This is a genomic window from Streptomyces sp. NPDC054847 (genome assembly GCF_053610925.1).
Genome location: NZ_JBSGZJ010000171.1, coordinates 1 through 13,751, shown reverse-complemented (window position 1 = coordinate 13,751; position 13,751 = coordinate 1). Strand labels below are relative to the sequence as shown.

Annotated in this window: 15 protein-coding genes and 1 pseudogene; 9 read left to right on the top strand and 7 right to left on the bottom strand. The window is 70.1% G+C overall.

Features of this window, described 5'->3' with window-relative positions; all coding sequences use genetic code 11:
- Nucleotides 1-17: 17 nt before the first annotated feature.
- From ACWGH4_RS18670 to ACWGH4_RS18650, 5 genes and pseudogenes are all read right to left on the bottom strand, one after another.
- Entirely contained in the window at nt 18-224 is a 207-nt protein-coding gene (locus ACWGH4_RS18670; RefSeq protein WP_453461903.1) for an antitoxin, read from the bottom strand.
- Between the two features lie 105 nt (nt 225-329).
- Nucleotides 330-830 carry a hypothetical protein gene (locus ACWGH4_RS18665; RefSeq protein WP_453461900.1) on the bottom strand — a complete coding sequence of 167 codons (501 nt, stop codon included), beginning with the start codon at nt 828-830 and terminating at the stop codon, nt 330-332.
- A 42-nt stretch (nt 831-872) separates the two neighbouring features.
- Complete coding sequence (locus tag ACWGH4_RS18660; RefSeq protein ID WP_453461897.1) at nt 873-1,427, bottom strand: hypothetical protein; 555 nt, start codon at nt 1,425-1,427, stop codon at nt 873-875.
- 226 nt (nt 1,428-1,653) lie between these two features.
- Nucleotides 1,654-1,740: pseudogene (locus ACWGH4_RS18655) on the bottom strand (glutamine synthetase); the annotation flags it as partial.
- 270 nt (nt 1,741-2,010) lie between these two features.
- A complete protein-coding gene (locus ACWGH4_RS18650; RefSeq protein ID WP_453461894.1) occupies nt 2,011-2,235 on the bottom strand; it encodes a cold-shock protein in 225 nt (74 codons plus the stop codon).
- A gap of 209 nt (nt 2,236-2,444) precedes the next feature.
- Here ACWGH4_RS18650 and ACWGH4_RS18645 point away from each other — a divergent pair, with 209 nt between their 5' ends.
- A complete protein-coding gene (locus ACWGH4_RS18645; RefSeq protein ID WP_453461891.1) occupies nt 2,445-3,344 on the top strand; it encodes an aminoglycoside phosphotransferase family protein in 900 nt (299 codons plus the stop codon).
- 80 nt (nt 3,345-3,424) lie between these two features.
- Here ACWGH4_RS18645 and ACWGH4_RS18640 read toward each other — a convergent pair whose 3' ends face one another.
- Entirely contained in the window at nt 3,425-4,786 is a 1,362-nt protein-coding gene (locus ACWGH4_RS18640) for a glutamine synthetase family protein (RefSeq protein ID WP_159692659.1), read from the bottom strand.
- Between the two features lie 230 nt (nt 4,787-5,016).
- Between ACWGH4_RS18640 and ACWGH4_RS18635 the strand changes: the two genes are divergently transcribed.
- The 8 genes from ACWGH4_RS18635 to ACWGH4_RS18600 all read left to right on the top strand — a co-directional run bounded on the left by ACWGH4_RS18635 (nt 5,017) and on the right by ACWGH4_RS18600 (nt 12,418).
- On the top strand, nt 5,017-5,409 hold the full coding sequence (locus ACWGH4_RS18635; RefSeq protein ID WP_441262682.1) for a helix-turn-helix domain-containing protein: 393 nt from the start codon (nt 5,017-5,019) through the stop codon (nt 5,407-5,409).
- Complete coding sequence (locus tag ACWGH4_RS18630; RefSeq protein ID WP_453461887.1) at nt 5,406-5,660, top strand: hypothetical protein; 255 nt, start codon at nt 5,406-5,408, stop codon at nt 5,658-5,660. The genes ACWGH4_RS18635 and ACWGH4_RS18630 overlap by 4 nt, the downstream gene beginning before the upstream one ends.
- 169 nt (nt 5,661-5,829) lie before the next feature.
- A complete protein-coding gene (locus ACWGH4_RS18625) occupies nt 5,830-7,944 on the top strand; it encodes an MMPL family transporter (protein ID WP_453461884.1) in 2,115 nt (704 codons plus the stop codon).
- A 138-nt stretch (nt 7,945-8,082) separates the two neighbouring features.
- Complete coding sequence (locus tag ACWGH4_RS18620; protein ID WP_453461881.1) at nt 8,083-8,517, top strand: hypothetical protein; 435 nt, start codon at nt 8,083-8,085, stop codon at nt 8,515-8,517.
- Between the two features lie 71 nt (nt 8,518-8,588).
- Nucleotides 8,589-9,236: a DUF3105 domain-containing protein gene (locus ACWGH4_RS18615; protein ID WP_441262686.1), complete on the top strand. Its 648-nt coding sequence runs from the start codon at nt 8,589-8,591 to the stop codon at nt 9,234-9,236.
- A gap of 5 nt (nt 9,237-9,241) precedes the next feature.
- A complete protein-coding gene (locus ACWGH4_RS18610; RefSeq protein WP_453461877.1) occupies nt 9,242-9,901 on the top strand; it encodes a DUF305 domain-containing protein in 660 nt (219 codons plus the stop codon).
- Between the two features lie 186 nt (nt 9,902-10,087).
- Nucleotides 10,088-10,543 carry a CBS domain-containing protein gene (locus tag ACWGH4_RS18605; RefSeq protein WP_453461874.1) on the top strand — a complete coding sequence of 152 codons (456 nt, stop codon included), beginning with the start codon at nt 10,088-10,090 and terminating at the stop codon, nt 10,541-10,543.
- Nucleotides 10,544-10,660: 117 nt separating this feature from the next.
- The gene (locus tag ACWGH4_RS18600) at nt 10,661-12,418 is read left to right on the top strand and encodes an NAD+ synthase (protein WP_453461871.1); all 1,758 of its coding nucleotides are present in this window, start codon (nt 10,661-10,663) and stop codon (nt 12,416-12,418) included.
- Here ACWGH4_RS18600 and ACWGH4_RS18595 read toward each other — a convergent pair.
- The gene (locus ACWGH4_RS18595; protein WP_453461868.1) at nt 12,387-13,616 is read right to left on the bottom strand and encodes an MFS transporter; all 1,230 of its coding nucleotides are present in this window, start codon (nt 13,614-13,616) and stop codon (nt 12,387-12,389) included. The genes ACWGH4_RS18600 and ACWGH4_RS18595 overlap by 32 nt on opposite strands.
- Nucleotides 13,617-13,751: the final 135 nt, after the last annotated feature.

The window sequence follows — 13,751 nt, the reverse complement described above, 5'->3', positions numbered from 1 at the left end:
CGTTCACGCGGGTGAGGTCACCGGGGCGGTTCGTCGGGGCGTTCCGTTCCACCGGCGCCGCCGGACCCGTACTGGTCCCTCAGTTTGTCCTGTGCCGTGTCGACGTGGCGGCTGTGCTTGCCCTGGGTCCTGCCGTCCACGTAGTCGCCGGCCTTCTCGATGCCCCGGTCCGTCTGATCCGGATGACCTTTGAGCATGTTCTTGAGCTTGTCCATCATGGACATGGGGTTTTCCTCCTCGACGCAGGGTCCCCCGTGACTCCAGGGTCACCGCACCGGGCGCGTTTCGCATCCGCACGGATGGTCTCGCGAAGCCGGGGCCACGGGTGGTCAGCTCGACAGCAGGCGGTTGAAGAACGAACGGTATTTCCGCAGGGCCATGCGCAGGTCCTCCGTGTCGGCCTCCTCGCCCTGGCTCCACTGCCCCTCCAGGTCCTGCTTGTGCCGGGAGAAAGTGGCGGCCAGGGTCTGCATGACATCCGCCACCAGGCCGTCGGCGTCGTGGACGGCCTCACGCGGGTCGTCGACGAATCGGTTCTGAATCTCCTGCCAGCGTGTGCGGAATCCTTCCTCCTCCTCCGACGTCAGCAGTCGCGGAACCTCTTCCTGTGTGGACGCGGCCGCGGTGTCCGGTGCGGGTTCCGGCTCCTCCGGGACGGCCGATGCCGCCGTCGGCGTGGCGTCGGCCTCCGGTGGCACCTCGGAGGCTTCGCCCGGGAAGCTCGGCGGCTCCGTCTCGGGCGGGCGGCCCACGTCCCTCTCCGGCGGTGCCGCGAGGTCTTCTGTGGACAGTCCCCTCTCCGGCGGGGCCGGTGTCTGTTCGCGTTCCATCTCTCCTCCGTCCTTGGTCGAAGAGTCAGATGCGCAAGGCGCTCAGGTGCGGGCCCGGCGCGGCCCGCCGTCCGAGAGCAGTTCGTCGAACAGGGCGCGGTAGTGCACCATCGCGCCACGCAGCTGCTCGGTGCTCGCCGTGTGCCGGCGGCTCCGTTCGTTGACGTCGTGGGCAGCCCGGTAGTGCTCCACGGTTCTGCCGTGCTCGACGGACAGATCCTGCAGTTTCTGCGTGAGGTTGTCGGTGGGGTAGCCGCGTTCACGCATGAGCGAGGTCACGAGGAGGTCGGCCTCCTGGACGGCGTCCTCGGGGCGATCCACGAATTCGCCCTGGACCTTCTGCCAGTCGTGGGCATAGCGGTCACGGGCGGAAGAAGACAGCGGCCTGATGTCCAGGGCGTCGTGCCGCTTCTCCCGGGCACTCAGTTCGCGGTCGGCGGCGCTCCGGCTGCCCGCGTCCTCGACGGTCCGCTCGTACTCGGGGCCGAACCGCTCCCGGAGACGGCGCCGACGGACGGTGTACCAGCCGAGTGCGGCCAGCGCGGCCACGACCACGACAACCGGGATGATGATCGCGAGAAGGGTTCCTGTGGACATCCGCTCACCCCCGGCGAGGCATCGGATCGTACAACTAGGAACTCCCCCTGGAATGGGGACATAAACGGACACAGAGGCTCTTTGCGGTCGGTCCGTTTCCCACCCGCGACGGAGGCCTCCGGGTCGGCCGCATCCGAGGCGCCCGGCCGGACACGCCGACGGACCGACGGTCCACGACCGCCGACCCGACGATGCGGCAGGGCTCGAACCGTGCTCCCGCCCGCGGTTACAGCACCGGCAGCGACTTGCGCAGCTCGAAGGCGGTGACCTCGGAGCGGTACTCCTCCCACTCCTGCTTCTTGTTGCGCAGGAAGTTGCTGCCTGGACGGTCAGCCTCCGACACCGCGCCCAGCCCCCTTGGTGACCACAAGCGCAACGGCCGTCACTGGTCGTCGTTGGTCATCGCAGGCCACCCTCAGACGGCCCACAGACGGCCCAAAGGATGGGTCGAAGATCATTTCGTTCGGAGTTCTTGGGGAGTTCGATCAACGCGGCTTCACGAGCTCCGGATGCCTGGGAGGCAAGGTCGTCATGGACCACTTGTAGCTGCTGCTGTCTGCCGTCGTTGAGTCAAGCATGGCTGTCAGGCCGGCCGAGGCACGATGTCCACCGCCCGGTAGTCGTACCCGTCCTGCTTGAAGCCAGGGGCTTCCCAGTGGAGATCTACCCGCTGTCCCGGAGACAGCGTGCGGAACCCTTCCATCTGGATATGGGAGTAGTGGCCCCAACAACCGCCCGCTGTCTCCGGGGAGTCGAGCACGCCCCACCCTTCCTCGTCGTGCCACTCGCGGACGGTCGCAGTCACCATGCGGGGAACTTTACGGGTTCGGTCTGCGCCGACTTGCAGCAGCCGACTCAATGAGGTGGATCACCTCTCAGTGTCTGTGACGCCGGCATTCAGGCCACGCCTCGACGCGGTTGCGTGCGTCGCAAAATCGGTCGACAGACGCAGCCGTGAACCATTGTGATGGCTGCGACTGCCCGTCGCACGGAGCGGGCCGGCCACGGGAGTTGTTCTTGGTAGCTGCGAGAACTGCGGACACACGCCCTCAGATCGATGAGGCGCTGGTCAGGCGCCTGGTCGACACTCAGTTCCCGCAGTGGGCGGGACTGGCCCTGAAGCTGCTCAACCCCGCTGGCTCCGATCATGTGATCTACCGGTTGGGCGAGGAGCTGTCCGTCCGGCTTCCGCGCCATCCCGGAGCCATCGGGCAGGCCAGGAAGGAATTCCTGTGGCTGCCCCGACTCGCCCCGCACCTTCCCCTGGCCATCCCGGTACCAGTGGGAGTGGGCGGCCCCGGCTTCGGTTATCCGTGGCCATGGGCGGTGTCCCGCTGGCTGGACGGCGAGGTGGCGACCGTTGACGCACTGGGCGACTCCTCCAAGGCGGCAATTGAACTGGCTCAGTTCCTGGCCGCCTTGCAGCGGTTCGCACTCAAGGACATCCCCGCCGGGGACACCAGGGAAGCCCTCACCGGCCGTCCGTTGTCCGACCGGGACCGCGCGACGCGGGTCGCCATCGACGAGCTAGACGGCGTGTTCGACAAAACAGCGATGACGGAACTGTGGAACGCGGCACTGAGCGCGCCCGGATGGGACCGCTCTCCGGTGTGGTTTCACGGCGACTTCCACACCGGCAACCTGCTGACCTCCAACGGCTGCCTCAGCGCCGTCATTGACTTCGGCGGGCTCGGCATGGGCGACCCGGCCTGCGACCTGATGATCGCCTTCACCTTGATGTCGGCGAACAGCCGAGCCGCCTTCCGCGATGCGCTCGGCGTGGACGATGCCACCTGGATGCGGGGGCGCGGTTGGGCACTGGCTACCGGCCTGAACGCCTACACCTCCTACGCCGCCGTCAACCCCCGGGTCGCCGCGCAGACGACCAGGCAGATCACCCAAGCCCTCGTCGGCTGACAACGGCAACACCCGGGCCGACGGTACGAGACCGTCGGCCCGGAGCGCTTTGGACAGGCGGTACCAGCGCTGACCTGCGGTTACAGCACCGGCAGCGACTTGCGCAGCTCGAAGGCCGTCACCTCGCTGCGGTACTCCTCCCACTCCTGCTTCTTGTTGCGCAGGAAGAAGTCGAAGACGTGCTCGCCCAGCGTCTCCGCCACCAGCTCGCTGCGTTCCATGAGGTCGATCGCCTCGCCCAGGTTCTGCGGGAGCGGGGCGATGCCCATGGCGCGGCGTTCTGCGTCGGAGAGGGCCCAGACGTCGTCGTCCGCGCCCGCGGGGAGCTCGTAGCCCTCCTCGATGCCCTTGAGGCCGGCGGCGAGCAGGACGGCGTACGAGAGGTACGGGTTCGCGCCGGAGTCCAGGGAGCGGACCTCGATGCGGGCGGAGCCGGTCTTGCCCGGCTTGTACATCGGGACGCGGATCAGGGCCGAGCGGTTGTTGTGGCCCCAGCAGATGTACGAGGGGGCCTCGCCGCCCGCGCCGGCGCTGCGGGCGGAGCCGCCCCAGATCCGCTTGTAGGAGTTGACCCACTGGTTGGTGACGGCCGAGATCTCGGCGGCGTGCCGCAGCAGGCCGGCGATGAAGGAGCGGCCCACCTTGGAGAGCTGGTACTCGGCGCCGGACTCGTAGAAGGCGTTGCGGTCGCCCTCGAAAAGCGACAGGTGGGTGTGCATGCCGGAGCCCGGGTATTCCGAGAACGGCTTGGGCATGAACGTGGCCTGCACGCCCTGCTCGAGCGCCACCTGCTTCATGACCAGGCGGAACGTCATGATGTTGTCCGCCGTGGACAGCGCGTCCGCGTAGCGCAGGTCGATCTCCTGCTGCCCGGGCGCGCCCTCGTGGTGGCTGAACTCCACCGAGATGCCCATGGACTCCAGCATGGTGATCGCCTGTCGGCGGAAGTCCATGCCCACGTTCTGCGGGGTGTGGTCGAAGTAGCCGGAGCTGTCGGCGGGCGTGGGGCGGCTGCCGTCGACGGGCTTGTCCTTGAGCAGGAAGAACTCGATCTCGGGATGGGTGTAGAAGGTGAAGCCCAGGTCCGAGGTCTTGGCGAGGATCCGCTTGAGCACGAAGCGGGGGTCCGCGAAGGACGGTGAGCCGTCGGGCATCAGGATGTCGCAGAACATCCGGGCCGTGCCGGGCGCCTCCGCGCGCCAGGGCAGGATCTGGAAGGTCCCGGGGTCCGGCTTCGCGATCATGTCGGACTCGTACACCCGGGCGAAGCCCTCGATCGCGGAGCCGTCGAAGCCGATCCCCTCGTCGAAGGCCTGTTCCAGCTCGGCCGGTGCGACGGCGACCGACTTCAGGAAGCCGAGCACGTCGGTGAACCACAGGCGTACGAAGCGGATGTCGCGCTCCTCGAGCGTGCGGAGCACGAATTCCTGCTGCTTGTCCATGTCTGAGTTCCTACCCATCCTTGCCCGTCACGGCGCGTGCCTGCTCCCTGGAGCATCCCATCCGCGGGTTTCGGGGAGGTTGCGCACGCGGCTGTGCCCATTGTGGGTCAGGGCCCACCCCGAGACGACCCTGAGGCCCCCTCACTCCTCCCGGACATGTGTCAGGTTTCTTTGACACGTACCGGCGGGCGTGTCAGTTTGAACTGACACATACGAGCCAAGGGGGCGCGATGAGCGAGAACCCGGCCCCGGCACCGGGACCGGAGCTCACGGGCGACGCGCTGCTGAAGATCCTCACCGCCCTGGGCAATCCGCACCGGATGCGCATCGTCGCCGCCCTCTTCGACGGCCGCGACTACGTGAGCCGGCTCGCCCGTGAGCTGGCCATCGGCCGCCCCCTGCTGCACATGCATCTGCAGCGGCTGGAGGCGGCGGGACTGGTCCGTGGCGAGCTCGAGCTGTCCGAGGGAGGCAAGGCGATGAAGTTCTTCGAGCTGACGCCGTTCTGCTACGCGCTGACCCCCGAGGTCGTCGCGCGAGCCGCGCGCACGCTCACCGACGACGCCAAGGACGACAAGGGCAAGGACACGGAGAAGGACACGATGAAGGAGACGGCGAAATGAGCGGCGACATCGTGGGAGCGGTCGGTGCCGCCGGGGTGTTCCTGCTGTGCATCGTCATCGTCTGGCAGGTCGCCGCGACCTGGCGGGCCCGCGCACTGGCGACCCGGGACACCGAGTACCGCAAACTCGCGGAGAAGTACGCGCAGTTGCTCGAGGACAGCACCGAACTGCACCGGCGCACGCTCGACGAGCTGACGCAGACCCGCGTCTCGCTCTCCTCGATGGAGAAGATGATGCGCGAGATCGAGTAGGGCCGCGAGCACGTATCGCGAAGGCGGTACGGCCAGGAGCTGCAACTCCCGGCCGTACCCGTGAAGCACAAGTCCCAGGCACTTCCCCCACGCCACGGCAGGTCTGCAAACCCGTCACGCCGCGGCGCGGGCTCCGTGCGTCCCGCACTCCACACTCAGGAGACTACTCATGAAAGCGCTGCTCAAGCGCCTGGCCTCGGCGCCCGGCGGCCGACGCACCAAATGGCTCGTCCTGCTCGGCTGGATCGTCGTCGTCGTGGCCCTCGGCCCGCTCGCCGGAAAGCTCGGCGAGGTCGAGGACACCGGACCGAACGCCTTCCTGCCGCGGGGGGCCGAATCGGCCGCGGTCAACACGGAACTGGAGAAGTTCCGCACCGACGAGGTGATGCCCGTCGTCGTCGTATACAGCGCCGACCGACCGCTCGCCGCCGGTGACCGCGCCGCGGCCGAGTCGGACCGCCGCGCGTTCGCCCCGCATGTCGCCGAGGGCCGGCAGTTGTCGCCCGTGCTGCCGTCCGACGACGGCAGGGCCCTGATGGTGGTCGTACCGCTGTCCGACGAGCTCGGTGACCGGGTCGAGGAGATCCGCGACATCGCCGGCGCGAACGCCCCGCCCGGTCTGGACGTGGCGGTCGGCGGGCCGGCCGGCTCGCTGATGGACCAGGTCGCGGTGTTCGACACGCTCGACGCCACCCTGATGATCGCCACCGGTCTGGTGGTGGCCGTGCTGCTGCTGATCACCTACCGCAGCCCGGTGCTGTGGCTGTTCCCGCTGCTGTCGGTCGGCTTCGCCGCCGTACTGACCCAGGTCGGCACCTATCTGCTGGCGAAGTACGCGGGGCTGCCCGTCGACCCGCAGAGCGCCGGCATCCTGATGGTCCTCGTCTTCGGCGTGGGCACCGACTACGCGCTGCTGCTGATCGCCCGCTACCGGGAGGAGCTGCACCGCCACGAGGACCGGCACGTGGCGATGAGGCTCGCGCTGCGGCGTTCGGGGCCGGCGGTCCTCGCCTCCGCCGGCACCATTGCCGTCGGACTGGCCTGCCTGTCGCTGGCCGACATCAACTCCTCCCGCTCGCTGGGGCTGGTCGGCGCGATCGGCGTCGTCTGCGGCTTCCTGGCGATGGTCTCCGTGCTGCCGGCGCTGCTGGTGATCGCGGGCCGCTGGGTGTTCTGGCCCTTCGTGCCGCGCCACGGCACGCCCGCACGGAAGGCGGTCACCGTCTGGTCCCGTACCGGTGCTGCCGTCGCGCGGCGTCCGCGCTGGTCGTGGCTGATGTCGGTCGGCGTCACGGGTGTGCTGGCGCTCAGCGCGTTCGGCATCAACATGGGGCTCACCCAGTCGGAGATGTTCCAGGACAAGCCCGAGTCGGTCGTCGCCCAGGAGCGGATCTCGGCCCACTTCCCGTCGGGCGCCTCCGACCCCGCGAAGATCGTCACGAACGCGGCGCAGGCCGGCGCTGTCGAGGCAGCCGCCACGAAGGTGCCGGGCGTCGCCCGGGTCGACGCGGGTGACCGCACGCCCGACGGCGAACTCGCCACGCTGTCCGTCGTCCTGGAGGACGCTCCGGACAGCGACGCGGCCAAGGACACCGTGGACGCGCTGCGCTCCGCCGTCGGCGACGTGGAGGGGGCCGACGCCCTGGTCGGCGGCACGACCGCGCAGACCCTGGACACCCAGCGGGCCGCCGACCGTGACCTGCGGACCGTGATCCCGGTGGTGCTGCTGGTGGTCCTGCTCGTACTGGTGTGGCTGCTGCGGGCGATCGTCGCCCCCGTGCTGCTGCTGGCGACGGTCGTACTGTCGTACTTCGCGGCGCTCGGCGCCTCGAATCTTCTGTTCGAGCATGTGCTCGGCTTCGCCGGTGTCGACTGGTCGCTGCCGCTGATGGGCTTCGTGTTCCTCGTCGCCCTCGGCATCGACTACAACATCTTCCTGATGCACCGCGTCAGGGAGGAGTCGGAGCGGCTCGGCCTGGCACGCGGGGTGCTGGAGGGCCTGACGACCACCGGCGGGGTCATCACCAGCGCGGGCGTCGTGCTCGCCGCGACGTTCGCGGTGTTCGCCGGACTGCCGCTGGTGACGATGGCGCAGATGGGCACCCTCGTCGGCATCGGCGTCCTGCTGGACACGTTCCTGGTCCGTACGGTGCTGGTGCCCGCGCTCGCCCTCGACCTGGGCCGCTGGTTCTGGTGGCCGGGCCGGCTGTTCAAGGCCGGGGCACGGGCGGAGGCCGCCGCGGAGCGGCCGGCGCCGGCCGGGCGCGCGCCGGAACGGGTCTGACGCCCCCAATACAGTCCGGGCACACGGCCCTCGCGGGGCCCCGTCGCATCGCGGCGGGGCCCCGCGCTGTCGCCGGGCGGCCCTTAATTGCCGCCCGTCTGCGGTGCCTGTGGCGTCCGCACACTACGATCTGCGGCCATGGGGGGTTCGCGGACCGACCGCCTCTCGCGCACCGCGCGTCCCACGGCTCTGCTGAGCGCCGTGGCGACGCTCCTCGGCGCGCTCTTCATCTGCCTCGGCCCGGCCGGTGCCCACCACGGCAGGCCCTCTCCCCGGGCCCATGGCCCTGGGGCGACGGATGCGGCGGAGGCGAGGACGCCCGCGGCGCAGGAACGGACGGCGGCCCACACGGCGACCGCGTACAGCTGCCCGTACGACGACGGCGGCTGCGGGCTGCTGCCGGTGCTCAGCCCCGCGGTGCTCACCGTGCCGCCTCCGCAGCCCGACGCGCCGCTGGAGGGGGGCACCCCACTCCCCCATCCCGGGCCCGCCGCCGACGCCGGCGGCCGAGGCCGTTCCGGAGTGCTCGCGCGCGCCCCGGACCTGCACGTCCTTCAGGTGCTGCGGACGTGACACCGCCCGCACGACCTCGCACGCATCGCTGAACCCCCCATTCCGCAGACTTCACGAAGGACACCGCCACCATGGCTTCCCGTAACACCACCAACGACCGCCGGGCCCGGATAGAGCAGATGCGCCGGGCCGAGCAGTCCCGTGAGCGCCGCAACCGCATCCTCACCGTCGGCATCAGCGCCGTCGTCGTCGCCGGCCTCGTCGGCTTCGGTGTCTTCGTCCTCAACAAGGAGTCCGAGGAGAAGGAGCAGCGCGTGGCCGAGGCGAAGGCCCCGGTCAAGGACGAGAAGTCCTGGGACGCGAAGAAGCTCGGCCGCAACCACGTCGAGACGGCCGTCTCCTACGAGATGAAGCCGCCGGTCGGCGGCGACCACAGCCAGGTGTGGATGAACTGCAACGGCGACGTCTACAAGGAGGCGATCCCTGAGGTGAACGCCGTCCACTCGCTGGAGCACGGCGCGGTGTGGGTGACGTACACCGACAAGGCCGCCAAGGGTGACGTGGACAAGCTGGCCGAGAAGGTCAAGAAGACGCCGTACACGCTGATGAGCCCGTACAAGGACCAGCAGGGCGCGATCATGCTGAGCGCCTGGGGCAAGCAGGTGACCGTCGACTCGGCCGACGACAAGCGGGTCAGCCAGTTCTTCACCAAGTACGTGCAGGGCCCGCAGACGCCCGAGCCGGGCGCGGCCTGCACGGGCGGGCTGAGCGGCAAGTGAGGGGCATGACGCGTACGCACTGGGCCGCCGTCACCGCGGTGGTGCTCGCGCTGCTCTTCGCGGGGGCGGCCACGGTGGCCTCCGCGGGGAGCAGCGGATCCGCTGCCGCGGACCGTACGCCGGCGGGGGCGTCCGCGGACGCCGGTTTCGCCCGTGACATGTCCGTCCACCACCAGCAGGCGGTGGAGATGTCGTTCATCGTCCGTGACCGGACGAAGGACGAGGAAGTGCGCAGGCTCGCGTACGACATCGCCAACACGCAGGCCAACCAGCGCGGCATGATGCTGGGCTGGCTGGACCTGTGGGGCCTGCCGAAGGTGGACGCGGACGCCGAGCCGATGGGATGGATGGCCTCGGGAGGCTCCAGCCACGGCGCCCACGGTGGCGGCCACCGGGCCGAGGACGGTTCGCTGATGGCCGGCATGGCGAGCAGGGCCGACCTCGAGCGGCTGGGACGGCTCAGCGGCAAGGAGGCGGAGGTCCTCTACCTCCAGCTGATGATCATCCACCACAACGGCGGGATCGCCATGGCCAAGGGCTGCGTCGAGCAGTGCACGGTCGAGGTGGAGCGCGATCTGGCGCAGGGCATGGTGGACGCGCAGGCGTCCGAGGTCGAGCTGATGGTCGATCTGCTGCACCGCCGCGGTGCGCAGCCGCGCACCTGACACGCGTCGCCGTTCGCCCACGGCCCCGTCCCGGACCTCTCCGGGACGGGGCCGTGCGCGTTCCGCTGCTCGCGGGGTGCGGGCGGCCGGTGCCGCGCAGGTGCGGATGGCTGCGGTCGCGTACGCCGTACGGCGCCACGAGAATGAGGTGGCTCGGGGCCTTACGGCATCCAGGAGGCACGACCCATGACCACTGCGAAGGACATCATGCACCCGGGGGCCCGGTGGATCCCCTCGCACGAGACGCTCGACCGGGCGGCGCAGCTGATGCGGGACCTGAACGTCGGCGCGCTGCCGATCGCCGACGCCGACGAGCGGCTGTGCGGCATCCTCACCGACCGTGACATCGTCGTCGGCTGCGTCGCGATGGGCCACGACCCGTCCAAGGTCACGGCGGGTGAGATGGCCAAGGGCACCCCGCGCTGGATCGACGCCGGCGCGGACGTGTCGGCGGTGCTGCGGGAGATGCAGGGCCACCAGATCCGGCGGCTGCCGGTGATCGAGAACAAGCGGCTGGTCGGGATGATCAGCGAGGCGGACCTGGCGCAGCACCTGAGCGAGGACCAGATCGCCGGCTGGGCGGAGCGTGTCTACGCGGAGAGCGGCACGGAGCACCTGAAGAGCGCGGGCTCCATGACCTGACGGCCCTGCCGGGGGGCGGGACCGGCACGGCCCGCCCCCTTCGGCAAGTGTCGTGGGGCGATGTGCCGCGCATCACCCTGAAGGACATCGCGTCAGAAAGACGATTACACTGGGCCCGTGCCTCAACTACGCCTCGCTCTGAATCAGATCGACTCGACCGTCGGTGACCTCGCCGGCAACGCCGAGGCGATCGTGCACTGGACCCGGCACGCCGCCGAGCAGGGGGCGCATCTCGTCGCCTTCCCCGAGATGGTGCTGACCGGCTATCCCGTCGAGGACCTCGCGCTGCGCTCGTCCTTCGTCGAAGCCTCCCGTGCCACGCTGCGCGCGCTCGCCGCCCGCCTGGCCTCCGAGGGGTTCGGCGAACTCCCGGTGATCGTCGGTTACCTGGACCGTTCGGAGACGGGCCGGCCCCGGTACGGTCAGCCCGCCGGGTCGCCGCGCAACGCCGCCGCGGTGCTGCACCGCGGTGAGGTGGCGCTCAGCTTCGCCAAGCACCACCTGCCCAACTACGGCGTCTTCGACGAGTTCCGCTACTTCGTGCCGGGCGACACCATGCCCGTGATCCGGGTCCACGGCATCGACGTGGCGCTCGCGATCTGCGAGGACCTCTGGCAGGACGGTGGCCGGGTGCCCGCCGCCCGCAGCGCGAAGGCCGGGCTGCTGATCTCGGTCAACGCCTCGCCGTACGAGCGTGAGAAGGACGACACCCGCCTGGAGCTGGTGCGCAAGCGCGCCCAGGAGGCCGGCTGCACCACGGCGTACCTGGCGATGATCGGCGGGCAGGACGAGCTGGTCTTCGACGGCGACTCGATCGTCGTCGGCCCGGACGGCGAAGTCGTGGCCCGGGCACCGCAGTTCGCGGAGGGCAGCGTCGTACTGGATCTCGAGCTGCCCGCCGCGGCGGCCGACGCGCCCGAGGGCGTCGTGGACGACGGGCTGCGCATCGACCGCGTCGTGCTGTCCGAGGAGCCGCTGCCCGCGTACGAGGCCGAGCTGACGGGCGGTTACGCCGACCGGCTCGACGACGACGAGGAGGTGTACTCGGCGCTGGTGGTCGGCCTGCGCGCGTACGCCGCCAAGAACGGGTTCAGGTCCGTGCTGATCGGCCTGTCCGGGGGCATCGACTCCGCCCTCGTCGCCGCGATCGCCTGCGACGCGCTCGGCGCGCAGAACGTGTACGGCGTCTCCATGCCGTCGAAGTACAGCTCGGACCACTCCAAGGGCGACGCGGCCGAACTGGCGCGGCGGACGGGGCTGAACTTCCGCACCGTACCGATCGAGCCGATGTTCGACGCCTACATGGGTTCGCTGGGGCTGACCGGGCTCGCGGAGGAGAACCTCCAGTCGCGGCTGCGCGGCACGATGCTGATGGCGATCTCCAACCAGGAGGGCCACATCGTCCTCGCGCCGGGCAACAAGTCCGAGCTGGCGGTGGGGTATTCGACGCTCTACGGCGACTCGGTCGGCGCATACGGGCCGATCAAGGACGTCTACAAGACGACCGTGTTCCGGCTCGCCAAGTGGCGCAACCGGGCCGCGGCGGAGCGCGGCCAGAACCCGCCGATCCCGGAGGCGTCGATCACCAAGCCGCCGAGCGCCGAACTGCGCCCGGGGCAGGTGGACACCGACTCGCTGCCGGACTACGACGTGCTGGACCGGCTCCTCGAGCTGTACGTGGACCGCGACCAGGGCAAGGACGCGATCGTGGCGGCCGGCTTCGACGAGGCGCTGGTGACGAAGACCCTGCGGATGGTGGACACGGCGGAGTACAAGCGGCGCCAGTACCCGCCGGGCACAAAGATCTCCGCGAAGGGCTTCGGCAAGGACCGGCGGCTGCCGATCACGAACCGCTGGCGGGAGACGACGAACTGACCGGCTCCGGTGCGAGAGGGCTTCCCGCGATCACGCGGGAGGCCCTCTTTTTGTCGCCGTCCCGGTCGAGCACCCCGGCCACGGCGGCGATCGCGAGACCCACGACGGCGAGGACCGCGCCGACGAACGCAGGAGACGTCCAGCCCCAGCCCGCCGCGATGGCCGCGCCGCCGAGCCAGGCGCCGCCCGCGTTGGCGAGGTTGAACGCGGAGTGGTTGGAGGCGGAGGCGAGCGTCGGGGCGTCCTTGGCCTTGCGCATCACCAGCATCTGCAGCGGCGTGGTCGTCAGGAAGCCGACCGCGCCGAGGACGACGACGGTCGTCAGGGCGAGCCACGGGACGTGGACGGTGAACGGGAAGGCGGCCAGGACCAGCGCGAGCGCGGTCAGGGAGCCGTAGAGCGTCGGCCGCAGCGCACGGTCGGTGAGAGGGCCGGCCGCGAGCGCGCCGAGCGTCATTCCGATGCCGAACAGGGCGAGGACGAGGGTGACGGACGACTCCCCCAGACCGATCGCCCCGGTCGTCATCGAGGCGAGGTAGGAGTACACGGCGAACACTCCGGCGAAGCCGAAGACGGCGGTCAGCAGGCCGAGCAGCACCTGCCGGTCGCCGAGGGCGCGCAGTTCGCGGCCGATGCCCTGGTGGGCGTCGAGCGGCATGCTCGGCACGAGACGGGCGAGGGCGGCCATGGCGACGAGACCGATGGCGGTCACGACGAGGAACGTCGCGCGCCAGCCGAGCTGCTGGCCGAGCGCGGTCGCGGCGGGGACGCCGACGATGTTGGCCACGGTGAGCCCGAGGAACATCGTCGCGACGGCACGCGCCTGCCGGTGCTCCCGTACGAGGCGCGCCGCGACGACGGCGCCGACACCGAAGAACGCGCCGTGCGGCAGTCCGGCGAGCACGCGCCCCGCGAGCAGGGTGCCGAAGCCGGGTGCGAGGGCGGAGGCCAGGTTGCCGACGGTGAACAGCGCCATCAGGAGCAGCAACATCCGCTTGCGCGGGACGCGGGAGCCGAGGCCGGTGAGCAGCGGGGCTCCTATGACGACGCCGATGGCGTAGGCGGAGACGAGATGGCCCGCGGTGGGCACGGAGGTGCCCAGGTCCTCCGCGACGTTGGGCAGCAGGCCCATCATCACGAATTCGGTCGTTCCGATGCCGAAGGCGGACACGGCGAGGGCGAGGAGCGCCAGGGGCATGGGAGGGTGAGCCTTTCCGAGTAAGTTCCTTCTCGGAACAAATGCTCTCAGACGTTTTGTTCCTCGCGGTGAACAGCGGGTTGCGCCGGCGTTCCCCCGCCCCCGGAAAGACGGCCGCGCCCGGCCCTCACGGGC

Coding starts and splice junctions, on each gene's coding strand:
- ACWGH4_RS18670 (WP_453461903.1), bottom strand. CDS start 224: ATGTCCATGATGGACAAGCTCAAGAACATGCTCAAAGGTCATCCGGAT.
- ACWGH4_RS18665 (WP_453461900.1), bottom strand. CDS start 830: ATGGAACGCGAACAGACACCGGCCCCGCCGGAGAGGGGACTGTCCACA.
- ACWGH4_RS18660 (WP_453461897.1), bottom strand. CDS start 1,427: ATGTCCACAGGAACCCTTCTCGCGATCATCATCCCGGTTGTCGTGGTC.
- ACWGH4_RS18650 (WP_453461894.1), bottom strand. CDS start 2,235: ATGGTGACTGCGACCGTCCGCGAGTGGCACGACGAGGAAGGGTGGGGC.
- ACWGH4_RS18640 (WP_159692659.1), bottom strand. CDS start 4,786: ATGGACAAGCAGCAGGAATTCGTGCTCCGCACGCTCGAGGAGCGCGAC.
- ACWGH4_RS18635 (WP_441262682.1), top strand. CDS start 5,017: ATGAGCGAGAACCCGGCCCCGGCACCGGGACCGGAGCTCACGGGCGAC.
- ACWGH4_RS18630 (WP_453461887.1), top strand. CDS start 5,406: ATGAGCGGCGACATCGTGGGAGCGGTCGGTGCCGCCGGGGTGTTCCTG.
- ACWGH4_RS18625 (WP_453461884.1), top strand. CDS start 5,830: ATGAAAGCGCTGCTCAAGCGCCTGGCCTCGGCGCCCGGCGGCCGACGC.
- ACWGH4_RS18620 (WP_453461881.1), top strand. CDS start 8,083: ATGGGGGGTTCGCGGACCGACCGCCTCTCGCGCACCGCGCGTCCCACG.
- ACWGH4_RS18615 (WP_441262686.1), top strand. CDS start 8,589: ATGGCTTCCCGTAACACCACCAACGACCGCCGGGCCCGGATAGAGCAG.
- ACWGH4_RS18610 (WP_453461877.1), top strand. CDS start 9,242: ATGACGCGTACGCACTGGGCCGCCGTCACCGCGGTGGTGCTCGCGCTG.
- ACWGH4_RS18605 (WP_453461874.1), top strand. CDS start 10,088: ATGACCACTGCGAAGGACATCATGCACCCGGGGGCCCGGTGGATCCCC.
- ACWGH4_RS18595 (WP_453461868.1), bottom strand. CDS start 13,616: ATGCCCCTGGCGCTCCTCGCCCTCGCCGTGTCCGCCTTCGGCATCGGA.